This window comes from Methylorubrum populi, assembly GCA_036946625.1.
GTDB classification, from domain to species: Bacteria; Pseudomonadota; Alphaproteobacteria; order Rhizobiales; family Beijerinckiaceae; genus Methylobacterium; species Methylobacterium populi_C.
The window spans coordinates 823,727-836,414 of record JAQIIU010000002.1 but is presented as its reverse complement, the minus strand read 5'-3'; the positions used below and the strand labels follow the sequence as shown (position 1 = coordinate 836,414).

Sequence of the window (12,688 nt, the reverse complement as noted above, 5' to 3'; positions counted from 1 at the left end):
CAGCTAGAGGGCGGATCGGGCATCGCGTCCCGCACCATCGCCAGTCTGGAGCATGGCTGGGCGCAGGGCCGCGACATGCTCACCGCCCGCGACGTGCTCGTCATCGACGAGGCCGGCATGGTCGGCACGCGGCAGTTGGAGCGCGTGCTGTCCCATGCCGCCGACGCCGGCGCCAAGGTTGTGCTGGTTGGCGATCCCCAGCAGTTGCAGTCGATCGAGGCGGGTGCAGCGTTTCGATCGATCCATGAGCGTCACGGCGGGGCGGAGATCGGCGAAGTCCGCCGCCAGCGCGAGGACTGGCAGCGCGAGGCCACGCACGACCTCGCCACCGGCCGCACCGGTCTGGCGATCCATGTCTATGGGACGCACGGCATGGTACACGCGGCGGCGACGCGCGACGATGCGCGGGGCGAACTGATCGAGCGCTGGGACCGTGACCGCCAAGCAGCGTCCGACCGCAGCCGCATCATCCTCGCTCACACCAACGCCGAGGTCCGCGCCCTGAACGAAGGCGCACGCACTCTCATGCGGGAAGGCGGCGATCTCGGCGAAGACGTGCGTGTCACGGTGGAGCGCGGCGAGCGGAGTTTCGCCTCCGGCGACCGCGTCATGTTCCTGCGCAACGAACGCGGGCTCGGCGTGAAGAACGGCACGCTCGGCACCATCGTCGAGGTCAGTCCGCAGAGCATGACCGTGCGGACCGACGACGGGCGCAGCGTCGCCTTCGACCTCAAGGACTACGACCGCATCGACCACGGCTATGCCGCGACGATCCATAAGGCGCAGGGCATGACGGTGGACCGCACGCATGTTCTGGCGACGCCGGGCCTCGACACCCGCAGCCCTATGCCGAGCGGCGCGCCATGCCCGCGCCATCGATGCGATCTTCGCCGCGCAGGAGGCCGGCGGCAAGGCGAGCCCGGAGCAGGTAACGGCGCTGAACCGGGCACGCGACGCTTTCGAGGAGGTGCGACCTTACGGCTGGCGGGATGCCGAGGCAGCCTACAAGAAGGATACCGACCTCCCCGCCGAGGCCGGGTCGGGGCGGGTCAATCGAGCCATCCGCGCCCTCCAGCTCGAAACCGAAATCCGCAACAACCCCGCCATACTCGCCGACCGCTTCGTGGAACGCTGGCAGAAGCTCGACCGAACCAGTCAACGCCAGTACCAGGCCGGTGACATCATCGAATCCAAGGCGACCCGCCGGCAGATGGGCGAGATGCTCGACGGTCTCCACCGCGATCCGCAGCTCGAATCCCTGCTTGCCAACAGGAAGCGCGAACTCGGCATCTCGTTCGACTCGGGCCGCCGTCTTGGCGACGAGATCGCCTTCCATGCCGGTATCGGCCTCGGTCGCGGAAGAGGCATCGGAATTTAGTTCTACGCTAAAACCCTCTACTCTTCGCTATATTGCGACGACATCTAAAACACTCTTGCACAACGCAAAAACCCTGCCCTGACTGGCTTCGTTGAACCCACACGTCGCCAGCAGGAGGCAGCGCAGCCATGCGCGAACCAGACCGTATCGTCCGGCTCAGGACTGTTCTTTCCCGCACCGGCCTCTCCCGGTCCACCATCTACCGTAAGATCGCCGAGGGGACGTTCCCCGTCCAGCTCAGGATCAGCACCAATGGCGCAGGCTGGCGCGAGTCGGACATCAGCCGTTGGATCGCCGATCCCACCCGGTGGGCGCCCCGCATTCGCGGCGAGTTCGACTTCGATGACTGACGGCGAAGAGGACGACGAAGCCGGTGTCCCGCCTCGCTCCCGCCGCATCTGGCCGCCCACGGCATCGGAGCAGCTTGAAGTGCTACTCGGCTACCCCGTGACCATGGGTCGGCCTCCCAAGTACGACATGACCACATGGACCGTGACGGACGACTGGCCCGATCCCGTCCCGGTCACGACTGCCGAGATCGACGTGTTCGAGCGGTGGTTCGGCGACCTCTTCGACGAGCTGTTCGGACCGAACGCCTGAAGGATCGAACATGGCGGCAGAACGGCTTGCAAACAGTACCATAAAGCGATACCATCCGGCTCGTGAAGAAGCGGCATAGAACTACGCTGGAAGCGATCTTCGCTCGACCCGTCAGCGGCTCGATCCGCTGGGCCGACATCGAAGCACTGTTTGTAGCTCTCGGCGCTGAGGTCAGCGAACGGGAAGGCTCGCGCATCGGCGTATTCCTGTTTGGCGAGGTGCGGGTCTTTTATCGACCGCACCCGTCTCCCGATACCGACAAGGGTGCGGTTGCCAGCGTTCGGAAGTGGCTAGACGAACACGGAGTGAGGCCATGAAAAACGTCGTCGAAATCAATGGTGAAAAGGCTGTGATCGCCTTCGATCCTGAAATCCAGATGCTGCGTGGTGAGTTTGTCGGCCTGAATGGTGGCGCCGACTTCTATGCGGAAAGCGTTCAGCATCTGATCGAGGAGGGCCGCAAGTCGCTCTCCGTCTATCTCGAAATGTGCCGCGAAAAGGGGATCGAGCCGCGTCGGAAGTTCTCCGGTAAGTTCAACGTCCGCCTCGATCCCCACGACCATGCCGCCGCTGTCATCGCTGCTGCGGCGGCGGGTAAGAGCCTGAATGAGTGGATCGTGGGGACGATTCGAGAAGCCGCTGAGTAACAAGACGGTGCGCCCGCTGCGCATCTGTGAGGCCAAGCCGCTCGGTCTTGGCTCCGTTGAAGGAGACCGGGCATGTCTGTTGCCGCTTCCACCATTCCTCTATGCGCCGCGCTTTATCTCCGCGTCTCGACAGCGCGGCAGGCCGAGCATGACGTGTCCATCCCCGACCAGAAGCGGCAGGGCGAGGCATATTGCTCAGCGCGAGGCTACCAACTCGTCGAGACCTTCGTCGAGCCGGGTGCATCGGCGACCAACGACCGCCGCCCCGAGTTCCAGCGCATGATCGAGGCCGACACGTCGAAGCCCGCGCCGTTCGACGTAGTGGTCGTCCACAGCTTCTCGCGCTTCTTCCGCGATCACTTCGAGCTGGAGTTCTACGTCCGCAAGCTCGCCAAGAACGGCGTCAAGCTCGTCTCGATCACCCACAAGATGCAACTGGCAGCATGAAATGGATGGTCTGCTTGGCCTTCTGATCGGTAGCGAAGGCAAGGATGCCCATGAGTTCCCCGCGTAGTTCGGCAATGACCTCGCCTCGCTTCGAGCCAGGGGTGAGCACGATCTCGCCGATGAGCGAGCGCAGCGCCTCGGCCGCCTGCCGGCCGCCGTCCAGGTCAGTGAGGGCTTCGGTGAACCGCTCGACGTTCCGGCGATAGAGGTCGGCGATGTTGGGATGCACGTCGGGGATGGCGGCGGGAGCCTTCGCCATGCGGGCGACGATCTCGGCCTGGTCGCGCTCAAGCTCGGCCATCCGCGCCTTCATGGAAGGCTGATACAGGCCATCCTCGATGGCCGTCATGATCCTGGCGATGGCGCGGTCGATCTTCTGGTCCGCTTCCGCCTGCGCCTGCCTGTCACGGTTCAGTCGGTTGGTTTCCTTGGCATAGGCGCGCACGGCCTCCGCAACAGTCTCCGACGATACCAGCTTCTCCTTCAACCCCGCCAGCATGCGCGCCTCGATCTCGTCGCGGCGGATGGTGCGGCCGTTGTCGCAGATGCCTTTGCGCAGATGATTGCGGCAGGCATAGCGGTCGGTCATCACCATGCTGATCCGTCCACCGCACACCGCAGCAACCGCAGGTGAGCAGGCCGGACAGGAGGGTTACGGGCCGGTTGGTCAGATGCAGCCTCTTGGCACGACCTTCTCGGGTGTTGGCAAGGTGGGGGCCGAACAGGGCGGAGATGTCGCGTTGCCGCTCGCGCACGGCCTGCCATAGTGCGTCGTCCACGATCCTTAAGTGCGGAACCTCAGTCCTGATCCATACGCTTTCCGAGCTCACGCGGGAGACGCGGGTGCCGGTTTCAGGGTTCTTGATGAAGCGCTGCTGGTTCCATGCAAGGACACCGGCATAAAGCTCGTTGTTGAGAATGCCGGTGCCGGCGGCGGCGTTGCCGCGAATGGTGGCGTCGATCCACGGGCGATTTCGGGGACCGGGGACACCCTCGCGGTTCAACTGGAATGCGATCTCCTTGGCTCTCCTGCCGCCGGCATAGCCGCGGAAGATGCGGCGCACGATCTTTGCTCCTTCCTCGACGATCACCCGCTCGCCCCGGATCGGCTCGCCATTGGCGTCGAGCTGGTGGACGGTGCGATAGCCGTAGGCGGCCCTGCCGCTGCCAGCCTTTCCCGCTTCCACGCGCCCGCGCTGGCCGCGATGGGTCTTGAGGGCGAGGTCTTTCAGGAACAGCGCGTTCATGGTGCCTTTCAGGCCGACATGAAGCTCGTTGATCTCGCCTTCGGACAGGGTGACGATGGACACACCCGCGAAGCGCAGGCGCTTGAACACGACAGCGACATCCTCCTGATCGCGGCTGATGCGGTCCAGCGCCTCGGCAGCACCACGTCGAAGCGCCCCGCCTGCGCGTCGGCAAGCAAAGACTGGATGCCCGCGGGATCATGGAAGACCCCGAGACGGCCCGGTCGGAATAGGTCTCCACCACGGTCCAGCCCTCGCGCGCCGCCCGCTCGCGACACTGGCGCAACTGGTCCTCAATGGAAGCGGCGCGCTGGTTCTCCGACGAATAGCGGGCGTAAAGGGCGATGCGAAGCATGGAGCGTCCTTTTCTGATCGGTTATTCGCTCTGCACGGCGTCGAGAGCGTCGATGATGGTTCTGAACGGCAGGATCAGGCTGAGCGGGCTGCCGTCGAGCAGCGGCATCGCACCGAAACGCTCGTACCAGCGCGCCGCCTTCTCATCCTTGGCGTCGATCGCCAGCGCCACCCCGCCGACCTGCGCCGCCACGGCCAAGGCTCGCGCTCCCGCTGCCAGCAGAAGATCGCCGCCAAGCCCCTGACCCTGTAGCGGAAGCGCCACGGCCAGACGGGCGAGCCGGAACACGGCGACCTCGTAACGCCCAAGCCCCTTGGTCAACGAGGCGGGGACTTTTGCGAAGGCAATCGAGGCAGGGCTGATGGAATAGTAGCCGAGAATGGTTTCGGGCGCGGATGGAGCCACCGCCACAAAGGTCTTGGAGCCTCCGCCCTCGTGGTTCTGCCGGGCGTGCCGACGCAGATACTCGTTCAGTTCCGGCGTACCGCAATCGAACGCCTTGCGGTCATGGTGGCGTCCGATGAGTTCTTCGCGCCAGTCAAGCACTCTGTCCGCCTCGGGCGATACGGCGGCGGGCTGCGGCAAGCAGTGCTGGCGTCGGGGCGGGCGGGTTTTCCAGAAGGTCGAGCACGCGCAGGGAATCCCGCTCCGAAAGCGAGATGCGTTCAGCGTTGTCGACCACATCGCGCGCAGCGGGAAGGACAGCGCGCATGATGAAGCTGGTCACGTCCAGCCGCTCATGGGCGGCGGCGGCGGCGAGAAGCCGCTTTTCGTCGCGAGTGGTGCGCAACTCGATGCGGTCGTCGCGATTGGGAAGTGTCTGGGCCATAACGATCTCCTTCATGTACGGACTATATCCGTACTAAAGAGGAGAATCAAGATGGCTCCTGTCCGTCGTCTGCTTTCGACGCGTTGTCATTGGCGGCGTGCATGGCCTTCTCGAAATCCTCGCGCGCCATGCGCCTGCCGATCAGCCGGGCGACGGTCAGCACGACCGCATCCAGCCGCTCGGATGCATCGGCCTCGTTCCCGGCATCCGACCCATCGGGCGAGCGGTTGTCGTTCGCCGGTCTCTGTTTCCCGCTCTCGTCTCCGCGATCAGAAGTCATCGAAGTCGAACTCGCCGCGTGGTCGCCATCCGGCAGGGTCTGCCACCCAGCGGCTGATCTCCGATGCGTGCCAGCCCGCGCCGTTGGCGCTGACCTTGAGCTGGGTGGGGAAGGTGCCCTCCCTGATCTTCCGGTAGATCGCGGACCGGGACAGTCCCGTCAGCGATTTGACGGTCTCGAAACGGACGATACGCTCTGGTTCGCGCATGGATTCTCTGCTTCCTGCTGGTTGTTTCCAGACCAGTCGGGAAGAATGATCTCAGTTATGCAACAGTTATTTGTGTGTCGTCGTGATGTGTCGAATTATAGCGTAGAAAAGACGGTGAATAGGACGGTTTCAAATCCCGATGCCGCGTCCTCGTCCGAGATCGATCCCGGCATGGAAGGCGATTTCGTCGCCGAGATGGCGACCTGAGTCGAAAGCGATGCCGAGTTCCCGCTTGCGGTTGGCAAGGAGGGATTCGAGTTGCGGATCGCGTTTCAGGCTGTTCGCCATGTCGCCCATCATGCACCCCGTGGATTTATAGCCGGACAGATCGCCCGCCTCGTACTGGCGTTGGCTGGCCTCACCGAGTTTCTGCCATCGCTCGACAAAGCGATCGGCGCGGCTGTTCGGGGCGACGCCCGCATCCGCATCCCGTGCTCGCCGATGGCCGGCGCTTCCGCGTGCTCGTCATCGTGGACGATCACACTCGCGAGTGCCTGGCGCTGGCGGTCGACACTTCGCTCTCGGGTCGGCGGGTGGTGCGCGAACTCGACCGCCTGATCGAGTACCGCGGCCGGCCGCTGCTGATCGTCTCTGACAACGGCACCGAGCTGACCTCGCACGCGATCCTGGGCTGGCAGCAGGAGCGCGGCGTGGCCTGGCACTACATCGCGCCGGGCAAGCCCCAGCAGAACGGCTTCGTCGAGAGCCTGAACGGGCGCTTCCGCGACGAGTGCCTGAACGAGCACGTCTTCACCAGCCTGTCGATCGCGCGTCGCCTCGTCGAGGCGTGGCGGATCGACTATCGCCGAAATCGTCTCGCATCTGGAGCCGGAGGGCGGGCCCGAGGGGAACGTCAGCGGATTGGTTTACCGTCCGGCGCGGCTTGATCCCGTCGAGCTTCAGCGGCTGGCCGATGCCCTGGCCGCTGACGAGGTGGTGCAGCCGCTCGGCATCAGCGTGGGGCAGAGCGTGCTCGTGATCGACGGTTCGTTCGCCAGCTTCCCGGCGGTCGTCGAGGAGATCCTGCCGAGCGCACGTCCGGAAGTTCCCGAGGCTATCCGCTTGAAGGTGGGGATCAGCCTGTTTGGGCGACGGCAACCGCTCGTGCTCGACATTGCGCAAGTGGCCCTGCGCTAGTATATGCCGAACGTCCCCGCTTAACTCTCCCTGATGGGATCGACGTGGAGCCGCGACGGAGACGGGTAGCACCGCTTCTTCACTGTGTAGGCTGGTCCTCTAGACCGTCCCATAACAGGGGACGATTGGGCTTCACCTTTCATGTCGGCGTAGAGCAGCCCGGTCGCTCATCCGCGTGATCGGAGCCATGTGGACGGGGCTGATCGGACAGGTGATGCAAGCCCCCGAGAGCCGGCGCATCACCAGTCCTGCGGACGCATGCGCGAAACGCGCTGCTCAGGCGGCATTCTGAACCTGAAAATCAACCTCGCGGCCCAGGGCTCGCATGGCAGTCTCGATCTGATCCAGACGTGACGCATGGTCGAGCCGGAACAGGCGGTCCACGGTTTCGCGATTGACCTGCATACGCCGCATCAGGTCGGCGCGTGTCAGGCCAGCCGCAGCGAGTTCCCGGTAGAGCACGACCTTCAGGCGGGTCAGTAGGGCAAGAGGAGCGATGCCGGGGCCATCCTCGAACGCGGGGATGTCCTTGCCATCGCCGATGCGGGCCGCCAGCGCCTCTTCGATTGCCTGCGAGGCGACAGCGTACGCCTCCATCTCGTTGTCGCCGAAGGTGTTGACCTCCGGCAGAGCGGGGCAGGTGACGAGGATCGTATCCCCGTCCTGCTCCAGTTCGATGCGGTATCCCTGGCTCATTTCAGGTCCAACTGCTTGAGGATGCGGTTCGCGAGCTTCGGTCCCAGTTCCTTCCGGCTGCCGTGCATCGGCAACTGGCTGACCTTATCGCCCCGGCGCACCGTGAGATGGCCCGACCCGCCACGGTGGGTCTCGAAGGTGCAGCCCTTGGAGGCGAGGAGCTTGCGGAGTTCGTTCGCGTTCATGAGGGATAACATACTCCACACATCTGTGTAAATCAACAGAAATGTGGAGTTTGAGCGTGCTGTAGTTGACAATGGTCTCGTCTGGCGGGGCAGGCACCATGCAGTCGTTGGATAAGACAGGGCAAATATAATAATAAGAAAAACGATACTGGCCTTTTGGTTCAATCGCCCTGCCCAAATGGAAGAAGGGGCCGAAGCCCCTCCCTTTCAGATCTTCATCGCCTTGAACCGGGTGGTCTGGTAGGATCCGTTCAGGAGGTCCACCCGCTTGTGGGCTTCCCGCTCCGAGACCTTGGCGAAGGCCACCTTGTTGTTCTTCGCGGTGTCGATGATGTTGAACACTTGCTGTCTCCGTCTCTGCCTATGCTTGTAGTTATACAGACGAATACTTTAGATGTCAACAGTAAAAGCGCGGATAACGCAAGTATTCGCGAGGTCTCACCATGCCGGACTGGAACGACATCGAGACCGCCCCGAAGGACCGCAAGGTGGACCTGTGGGGCAAGATCTGGCTCGCGGACGGCGACCGCTTCGTCGGTGAGCGCTACCCCGACTGTTGGTGGGACAGCGGCGACAGCATGGGCAACCGCAAGCCCGAGTGGAGCGGTCTGCCGAAGGGCTGGCGGGCGACGCACTGGATGGAGCGGCCGGACGCGCCCGACGACGCACCGGTGCGGCAGTAGAGGCGGGAGACGATCGCCATGGGCCTGCTCGACATCTTCAGCCGCAAGCGCCGTGAGGAGCGGCAGCGTCGCGCGGAGCAGGAGAACCGCCTGCGGCGCGCCCGTCTCCTCGGCGCCCCTGGCTCGCCCCGGACGGCATCGAACGACAGCGTGATGGACCCGGCCTCGCCCTCGGGCATGCTGCTCAGTCCGCTGAGCCCGATTTCGCCGAGCTACGTCGGGTCGGATCACGTGAGCCAGGCGCACTGCTCCGGCCCGTCGTCCTACTCGGACAGCGGGGCGTCATGCTCAGGCAGCGACGGGGGTGGCGGGGACTGACCCGCCACCGCCCAGGCATCGGTCAGCGCTTCAAGCCCGTGCTTCCGTCGGCTGAATGCTCAGCCGCAGGCCCATCGCCTTCAGCACACCCATCAGCGTATCAAGTTGCGGGTTCCCTTTGTCGGATAGGGTCCGGTAGAGCTGTTCCCGCGATCGTCCGGTCTCTTGCGCGATCTGTGCCATGCCGCGAGCCCGCGCGATCACACCGAGGGCATGGGCAAGTAAGGCCGGGTCGTTGTCCTCCAGCACAGCATCGAGGTAGACCGCGATGTGCTCCGGCGTAGTCAGGTGCTCCGCGGTATCGTAGGGGTGTGTTTCCAGCGGCATCGTCAGAGTTCCTTCGCCAGTGCCTTCGCGTCACGGATGTCTCGGTCCTGCGAACTCTTGTCCCCACCGCACAGCAGCACGACGGTCTCGCGCCCCTGTTGCGTGAAGTAGACCCGGTAGCCGGGGCCGTAGTCGATCCGCATCTCGCTCACGCCTTCGCCGACCGGTTTCACGTCGCCGGCATTGCCGAGCATGAGGCGGTCGATCCGCTTGGTGATCCGCGCCACGGCGTTCACGTCGCGCAGGCTGGCGATCCAAGTTGAGAAGCGGGCGGTGCGGCGGATCGTCGGCATGTCGTACTGTAGTGTTTCGACTACAAACGGTCAAGCAGCCATCTGCATCGAAGCTCTTCCCAGGACCAGCGCCATGCTGGTGAACGCGCTGCCGGTGAGCGGCAGGCTTTGGTCAACACGTGGATGCCCGGCGCGCCGCACAGCCCGATGAACTGGCGCCCGACCCTACCGGTGGCGGCGCGCCAGGTTCGGCGGAGTGACCGCCCTGCAAGGCACGATGCCGGGCAAACGGATCGAGGCGCACCTCGACAGGCAGGCGGAGGCAGGTAGGAGCCGAGCATGACGACGTGTGCCGCCGCCATCATCGCCATAGCGGCCGGCTCGGCGCTCATCATCGTCGGCCTTATGGCGTTCGCCATCCGCCGCGTCTGGCGGGCCGCAGACGAGATGAAGCAGCAGATGGACGAGGAGCGGGACAGCTTCGAGAAGCGACGCGCTCGACTGCGCCGCGGTCTGGCTGGCCCCTCGTTGTCGTTCGGGCGGGGGCGAGCCGCCTGAACCGTCAGGCCCCTGGAGCCCCCGAACCTATACGGGTGGGCGGGGCCCCGGCTTTTTCTAACGCCAGGGTCCGAAAACCGGGTAACGCGGTGGGTAACGGGTAACGCTCGACATGGCCGATCCGAAACCCGCCGCCTTCGTCAGCCAAGCCGAGTTCGCCCGGCGCCGCGGGGTCTCGAAGAAGACCGTCACCGAGTGGAAGCAGAAGGGCCTCCTCACGATGACTGAGGCGGGCCTCGTCGACGTCGATGCCTCGGAGTGGAACCTCGACCAGCGGCCGGCGACTTATCACGGCGGCGTCGCCCACCGACCGGTGCGGGCCATTCCGCGAGAGGACGAGCCGGTTGGGAAGCCCACACGCCCCGCCGCCTCGCCGCGCCCGACCCCGCCCGCGTCGGAATCGGTGAACGAGGCGGGAGCCGATCCCGTCGAGTTCGATCCCGACAACCCGAACCTCCCGCTGAACCTCGCGGCTCAGCGCAAGGAGAACTACCTCGGCCTGCTGCGGAAGCAGGACCACGCGGTGAAGCAGGGCTTGCTCGTCGACCGCGGCGCCGCCGAGGCCGCTTTCTTCGAGGAGGGCCGGGCCTTCCGAGATGCCTTGATCGCGTGGCCGGCGCGCGTGTCGATCGAGATGGCCGATGAACTCAAGATCGACGCCCGCGAGCTGACCCAGGTCTTGGCCGCCTATGTCAACACCCTCCTCACCGAACTCGGCGAGCCCTCCGACCTCGACCTATCTCGACACAGCCAGCCTTAGGCGTTCGTGGCGCAAGGGTATGACCCCGCCGCCGAACCTCGACGTGGTGGAGTGGGCCGAAAGCTTCCGGCGGCTGAGTAAGGAAAGCTCGAACGGCGGCAAGTTCATCACCGCGAAGGTCGAGGTGGCGCGCGGGCCGATGCTGTGGGCGACCGAGCCCGGCGTCGGCAAGATCACACTGATGGCGTGCACGCAGCTCCTGAAGACGACCGTCATCGAGAACATCCTCGGGCGGTTCATTCATCTGGACCCCTGCCCCATCCTGGCGGTGCTGCCGAAGGACGATGCGGCCGAGACCTTCTCGAAGGACCGGCTCGCACCGATGATCCGGGACTCGAAGAAGCTCCTCGAACTGTTCGGCGAGGCCAAGTCGCGGGATGCCGGCGCACCCTGACGCACAAGCAGTTTCCGGGTGGGGCTATCACTGTTCGCCCGATATAGCATGATCTGCCAACGACTTAGCCGCCTCCGGGCGGCTTTTTCTATGGGTGAGGGCCGAGCCCGATCGAACCCAAGTAAATCAACGACTTACGGCCATTCCCCGCCGTTCACGGGCACTTCCGTTACGCATGATTTTACGCATGAGGAAAGCGATGACCGACCGCCCCCCGACCCCGGATGATGTCCTCTACGGTATGCCCGCCATCTCCGCCGCATTCGGCTGGCGACAGCGGCAAGCCGAGCACCTGAAGGAGGCGCACGGACTGCCGACCTTCAAAGTCGGCAAGACCGTCTGCGCCCGACGCGGCGCCGTGGCCGCTTGGCTCGCCGAGCGCGAGGCCGCCGGCCGGGAGAGCAAGGCCCATGGCTGAACCCCGTATCACCGGCATCAGCATCGCCGAGGCCGAGCGGGATCGCGCCGCCGGCATCGTGGCCCGGTTCTCGTTCGACCTCGGGCCGATGCGGGTCCGCGGCTGCGCGCTGGCTCGACGCCGACGACGCGACCGCGGCCTACAGCAGCGCGCACGACGCCGTGCTGCATGAGCGCGACGAACTGTGGCGGGCCAAGACTCAGGTCGACCAGCTTTCCCAGAACTCGCGCATCCCCCGCGGCTCGGAAATCGTCGTTCGGGCGCAGAAGTTGGTCGAGGCCACCCGCGAGCACATCACGACGTTGAACGACCGGGTGGCCCGCGCCAGTTCGCGCGCCGGCACCCTGGTCGCCCTCGTCAAGCGCATCGACGATTGGCGCACCGACCATGCCGGCGACATGATCGAGCCGTTCGCCGGTCCTGCCCCGAAGCTCGCCCGCAACGAGAAGCCGGTCGACGCCATCACCCGCCTGCGGACCCGGCTCGCCGAGTTGAGCCGGGAGGCGACCAAGATCCACAACGCCCCGGTTCCGGCGGCCGAGGCGAAGGCCGCCGCCAAGGCGTTCATCGAGCACATGGCGTTCTCGGGCCGCCCCGACGTGTCGGGCCTGCTGGCGGGACAGAGCCGGCCGGACTTCCCGAACCTGACCAGCATGTACCAGCAGCCGGTGATGACGGACGGCAACCGCCACACCGTGATCGCGGCCGGCACCAACTTCGACGCGCTCGGCCTTACCGCGTGGCTCCACGGCCCGGCCATGCTGAAGGCCCTGGAAGCGCAGATCGACGCCGAGGCGAAGGACGATCGCGCCATTCCGACCGAGGGCCGCGCCGAGCGCCTGGAAGCGCTGCGCGCCGACATGCTGGCGATCGAGCGGGAGGAGGAAGCCATCATCCGCGCCATCACCGAGGACGGCATCCCGGTCGAGCGCCGGCCGGACGCCAGCCCCGAGGCGGTGTTGCAGGTCCGGGTCGCGGCGTAAGAGCGA

The 12,688-nt window shown here is 65.3% G+C and carries 24 protein-coding genes and 5 pseudogenes; 16 read left to right on the top strand and 13 right to left on the bottom strand.

Annotation, left to right across the window (positions count from 1 at the left end; all coding sequences use genetic code 11):
* Positions 1–3: 3 nt before the first annotated feature.
* The 6 genes and pseudogenes from PGN25_05995 (at position 4) to PGN25_05970 (ending at position 3,047) form a co-directional block, all read left to right on the top strand.
* Positions 4–1,378: pseudogene (locus PGN25_05995) on the top strand (AAA family ATPase).
* A gap of 128 nt (positions 1,379–1,506) precedes the next feature.
* Positions 1,507–1,728 (top strand): AlpA family phage regulatory protein, encoded by a 222-nt coding sequence (locus tag PGN25_05990; protein ID MEH3117156.1) that lies wholly within the window; start codon positions 1,507–1,509, stop codon positions 1,726–1,728.
* A complete protein-coding gene (locus PGN25_05985; protein MEH3117155.1) occupies positions 1,721–1,978 on the top strand; it encodes a hypothetical protein in 258 nt (85 codons plus the stop codon). The genes PGN25_05990 and PGN25_05985 overlap by 8 nt, the downstream gene beginning before the upstream one ends.
* A 62-nt stretch (positions 1,979–2,040) precedes the next feature.
* On the top strand, positions 2,041–2,295 hold the full coding sequence (locus PGN25_05980) for a type II toxin-antitoxin system HicA family toxin (protein MEH3117154.1): 255 nt from the start codon (positions 2,041–2,043) through the stop codon (positions 2,293–2,295).
* Positions 2,292–2,624: a type II toxin-antitoxin system HicB family antitoxin gene (locus tag PGN25_05975; GenBank protein ID MEH3117153.1), complete on the top strand. Its 333-nt coding sequence runs from the start codon at positions 2,292–2,294 to the stop codon at positions 2,622–2,624. The genes PGN25_05980 and PGN25_05975 overlap by 4 nt, the downstream gene beginning before the upstream one ends.
* A 72-nt stretch (positions 2,625–2,696) precedes the next feature.
* A pseudogene (locus PGN25_05970) lies at positions 2,697–3,047 on the top strand (recombinase family protein).
* On the opposite strand, the gene PGN25_05965 reads toward PGN25_05970, so the two are convergent.
* The 8 genes and pseudogenes from PGN25_05965 to PGN25_05930 all read right to left on the bottom strand — a co-directional run bounded on the left by PGN25_05965 (position 3,043) and on the right by PGN25_05930 (position 6,398).
* A complete protein-coding gene (locus PGN25_05965; protein ID MEH3117152.1) occupies positions 3,043–3,516 on the bottom strand; it encodes a DNA resolvase in 474 nt (157 codons plus the stop codon). The pseudogene PGN25_05970 and the gene PGN25_05965 overlap by 5 nt on opposite strands.
* Positions 3,476–4,408, bottom strand: coding sequence for a recombinase family protein (locus PGN25_05960; GenBank protein MEH3117151.1), 933 nt, complete (start codon positions 4,406–4,408; stop codon positions 3,476–3,478). Before PGN25_05960 ends, PGN25_05965 begins: the two co-directional genes overlap by 41 nt.
* Positions 4,409–4,577: 169 nt before the next feature.
* Positions 4,578–4,673 (bottom strand): annotated as a pseudogene (locus PGN25_05955) (resolvase).
* Between the two features lie 21 nt (positions 4,674–4,694).
* Positions 4,695–5,219 (bottom strand): GNAT family N-acetyltransferase, encoded by a 525-nt coding sequence (locus PGN25_05950; GenBank protein ID MEH3117150.1) that lies wholly within the window; start codon positions 5,217–5,219, stop codon positions 4,695–4,697.
* Positions 5,212–5,517, bottom strand: coding sequence for a DUF1778 domain-containing protein (locus tag PGN25_05945; GenBank protein ID MEH3117149.1), 306 nt, complete (start codon positions 5,515–5,517; stop codon positions 5,212–5,214). Before PGN25_05945 ends, PGN25_05950 begins: the two co-directional genes overlap by 8 nt.
* A gap of 31 nt (positions 5,518–5,548) precedes the next feature.
* Positions 5,549–5,782, bottom strand: coding sequence for a hypothetical protein (locus tag PGN25_05940; GenBank protein ID MEH3117148.1), 234 nt, complete (start codon positions 5,780–5,782; stop codon positions 5,549–5,551).
* Positions 5,772–5,990, bottom strand: a complete 219-nt coding sequence (locus PGN25_05935; GenBank protein MEH3117147.1) for an AlpA family phage regulatory protein — start codon at positions 5,988–5,990, stop codon at positions 5,772–5,774. The genes PGN25_05940 and PGN25_05935 overlap by 11 nt, the downstream gene beginning before the upstream one ends.
* A gap of 129 nt (positions 5,991–6,119) precedes the next feature.
* Positions 6,120–6,398 (bottom strand): annotated as a pseudogene (locus PGN25_05930) (hypothetical protein).
* Between the two features lie 29 nt (positions 6,399–6,427).
* On the opposite strand from PGN25_05930, the pseudogene PGN25_05925 reads away from it, so the two are divergent.
* Positions 6,428–6,877 (top strand): annotated as a pseudogene (locus tag PGN25_05925) (integrase core domain-containing protein).
* Positions 6,852–7,127 carry a hypothetical protein gene (locus tag PGN25_05920; GenBank protein ID MEH3117146.1) on the top strand — a complete coding sequence of 92 codons (276 nt, stop codon included), beginning with the start codon at positions 6,852–6,854 and terminating at the stop codon, positions 7,125–7,127. Before PGN25_05925 ends, PGN25_05920 begins: the two are co-directional and overlap by 26 nt.
* Before the next feature lie 276 nt (positions 7,128–7,403).
* Here PGN25_05920 and PGN25_05915 read toward each other — a convergent pair whose 3' ends face one another.
* The 3 genes from PGN25_05915 to PGN25_05905 all read right to left on the bottom strand — a co-directional run bounded on the left by PGN25_05915 (position 7,404) and on the right by PGN25_05905 (position 8,350).
* A complete protein-coding gene (locus PGN25_05915; protein ID MEH3117145.1) occupies positions 7,404–7,823 on the bottom strand; it encodes a type II toxin-antitoxin system HicB family antitoxin in 420 nt (139 codons plus the stop codon).
* Positions 7,820–8,008 (bottom strand): type II toxin-antitoxin system HicA family toxin, encoded by a 189-nt coding sequence (locus PGN25_05910; GenBank protein MEH3117144.1) that lies wholly within the window; start codon positions 8,006–8,008, stop codon positions 7,820–7,822. The genes PGN25_05915 and PGN25_05910 overlap by 4 nt, the downstream gene beginning before the upstream one ends.
* 207 nt (positions 8,009–8,215) lie before the next feature.
* Positions 8,216–8,350, bottom strand: a complete 135-nt coding sequence (locus PGN25_05905; protein ID MEH3117143.1) for a hypothetical protein — start codon at positions 8,348–8,350, stop codon at positions 8,216–8,218.
* Between the two features lie 101 nt (positions 8,351–8,451).
* On the opposite strand from PGN25_05905, the gene PGN25_05900 reads away from it, so the two are divergent.
* On the top strand, positions 8,452–8,691 hold the full coding sequence (locus PGN25_05900; GenBank protein ID MEH3117142.1) for a hypothetical protein: 240 nt from the start codon (positions 8,452–8,454) through the stop codon (positions 8,689–8,691).
* A gap of 18 nt (positions 8,692–8,709) precedes the next feature.
* A complete protein-coding gene (locus tag PGN25_05895; protein ID MEH3117141.1) occupies positions 8,710–9,009 on the top strand; it encodes a hypothetical protein in 300 nt (99 codons plus the stop codon).
* A 30-nt stretch (positions 9,010–9,039) separates the two neighbouring features.
* On the opposite strand, the gene PGN25_05890 is transcribed toward PGN25_05895, so the two are convergent.
* Positions 9,040–9,336 (bottom strand): putative addiction module antidote protein, encoded by a 297-nt coding sequence (locus tag PGN25_05890; GenBank protein MEH3117140.1) that lies wholly within the window; start codon positions 9,334–9,336, stop codon positions 9,040–9,042.
* Positions 9,337–9,338: 2 nt separating this feature from the next.
* On the bottom strand, positions 9,339–9,629 hold the full coding sequence (locus PGN25_05885) for a type II toxin-antitoxin system RelE/ParE family toxin (protein MEH3117139.1): 291 nt from the start codon (positions 9,627–9,629) through the stop codon (positions 9,339–9,341).
* 279 nt (positions 9,630–9,908) lie between these two features.
* Here PGN25_05885 and PGN25_05880 point away from each other — a divergent pair, with 279 nt between their 5' ends.
* From PGN25_05880 to PGN25_05855, 6 genes are all read left to right on the top strand, one after another.
* The gene (locus PGN25_05880; protein MEH3117138.1) at positions 9,909–10,127 is read left to right on the top strand and encodes a hypothetical protein; all 219 of its coding nucleotides are present in this window, start codon (positions 9,909–9,911) and stop codon (positions 10,125–10,127) included.
* Positions 10,128–10,239: 112 nt separating this feature from the next.
* On the top strand, positions 10,240–10,887 hold the full coding sequence (locus tag PGN25_05875; protein ID MEH3117137.1) for a hypothetical protein: 648 nt from the start codon (positions 10,240–10,242) through the stop codon (positions 10,885–10,887).
* Between the two features lie 19 nt (positions 10,888–10,906).
* The gene (locus PGN25_05870; GenBank protein MEH3117136.1) at positions 10,907–11,281 is read left to right on the top strand and encodes a phage terminase large subunit family protein; all 375 of its coding nucleotides are present in this window, start codon (positions 10,907–10,909) and stop codon (positions 11,279–11,281) included.
* A gap of 199 nt (positions 11,282–11,480) precedes the next feature.
* On the top strand, positions 11,481–11,699 hold the full coding sequence (locus PGN25_05865; protein ID MEH3117135.1) for a DNA-binding protein: 219 nt from the start codon (positions 11,481–11,483) through the stop codon (positions 11,697–11,699).
* Positions 11,692–11,871: a hypothetical protein gene (locus PGN25_05860; protein MEH3117134.1), complete on the top strand. Its 180-nt coding sequence runs from the start codon at positions 11,692–11,694 to the stop codon at positions 11,869–11,871. Before PGN25_05865 ends, PGN25_05860 begins: the two co-directional genes overlap by 8 nt.
* On the top strand, positions 11,861–12,682 hold the full coding sequence (locus PGN25_05855) for a hypothetical protein (protein ID MEH3117133.1): 822 nt from the start codon (positions 11,861–11,863) through the stop codon (positions 12,680–12,682). The genes PGN25_05860 and PGN25_05855 overlap by 11 nt, the downstream gene beginning before the upstream one ends.
* Positions 12,683–12,688 lie beyond the last annotated feature (6 nt).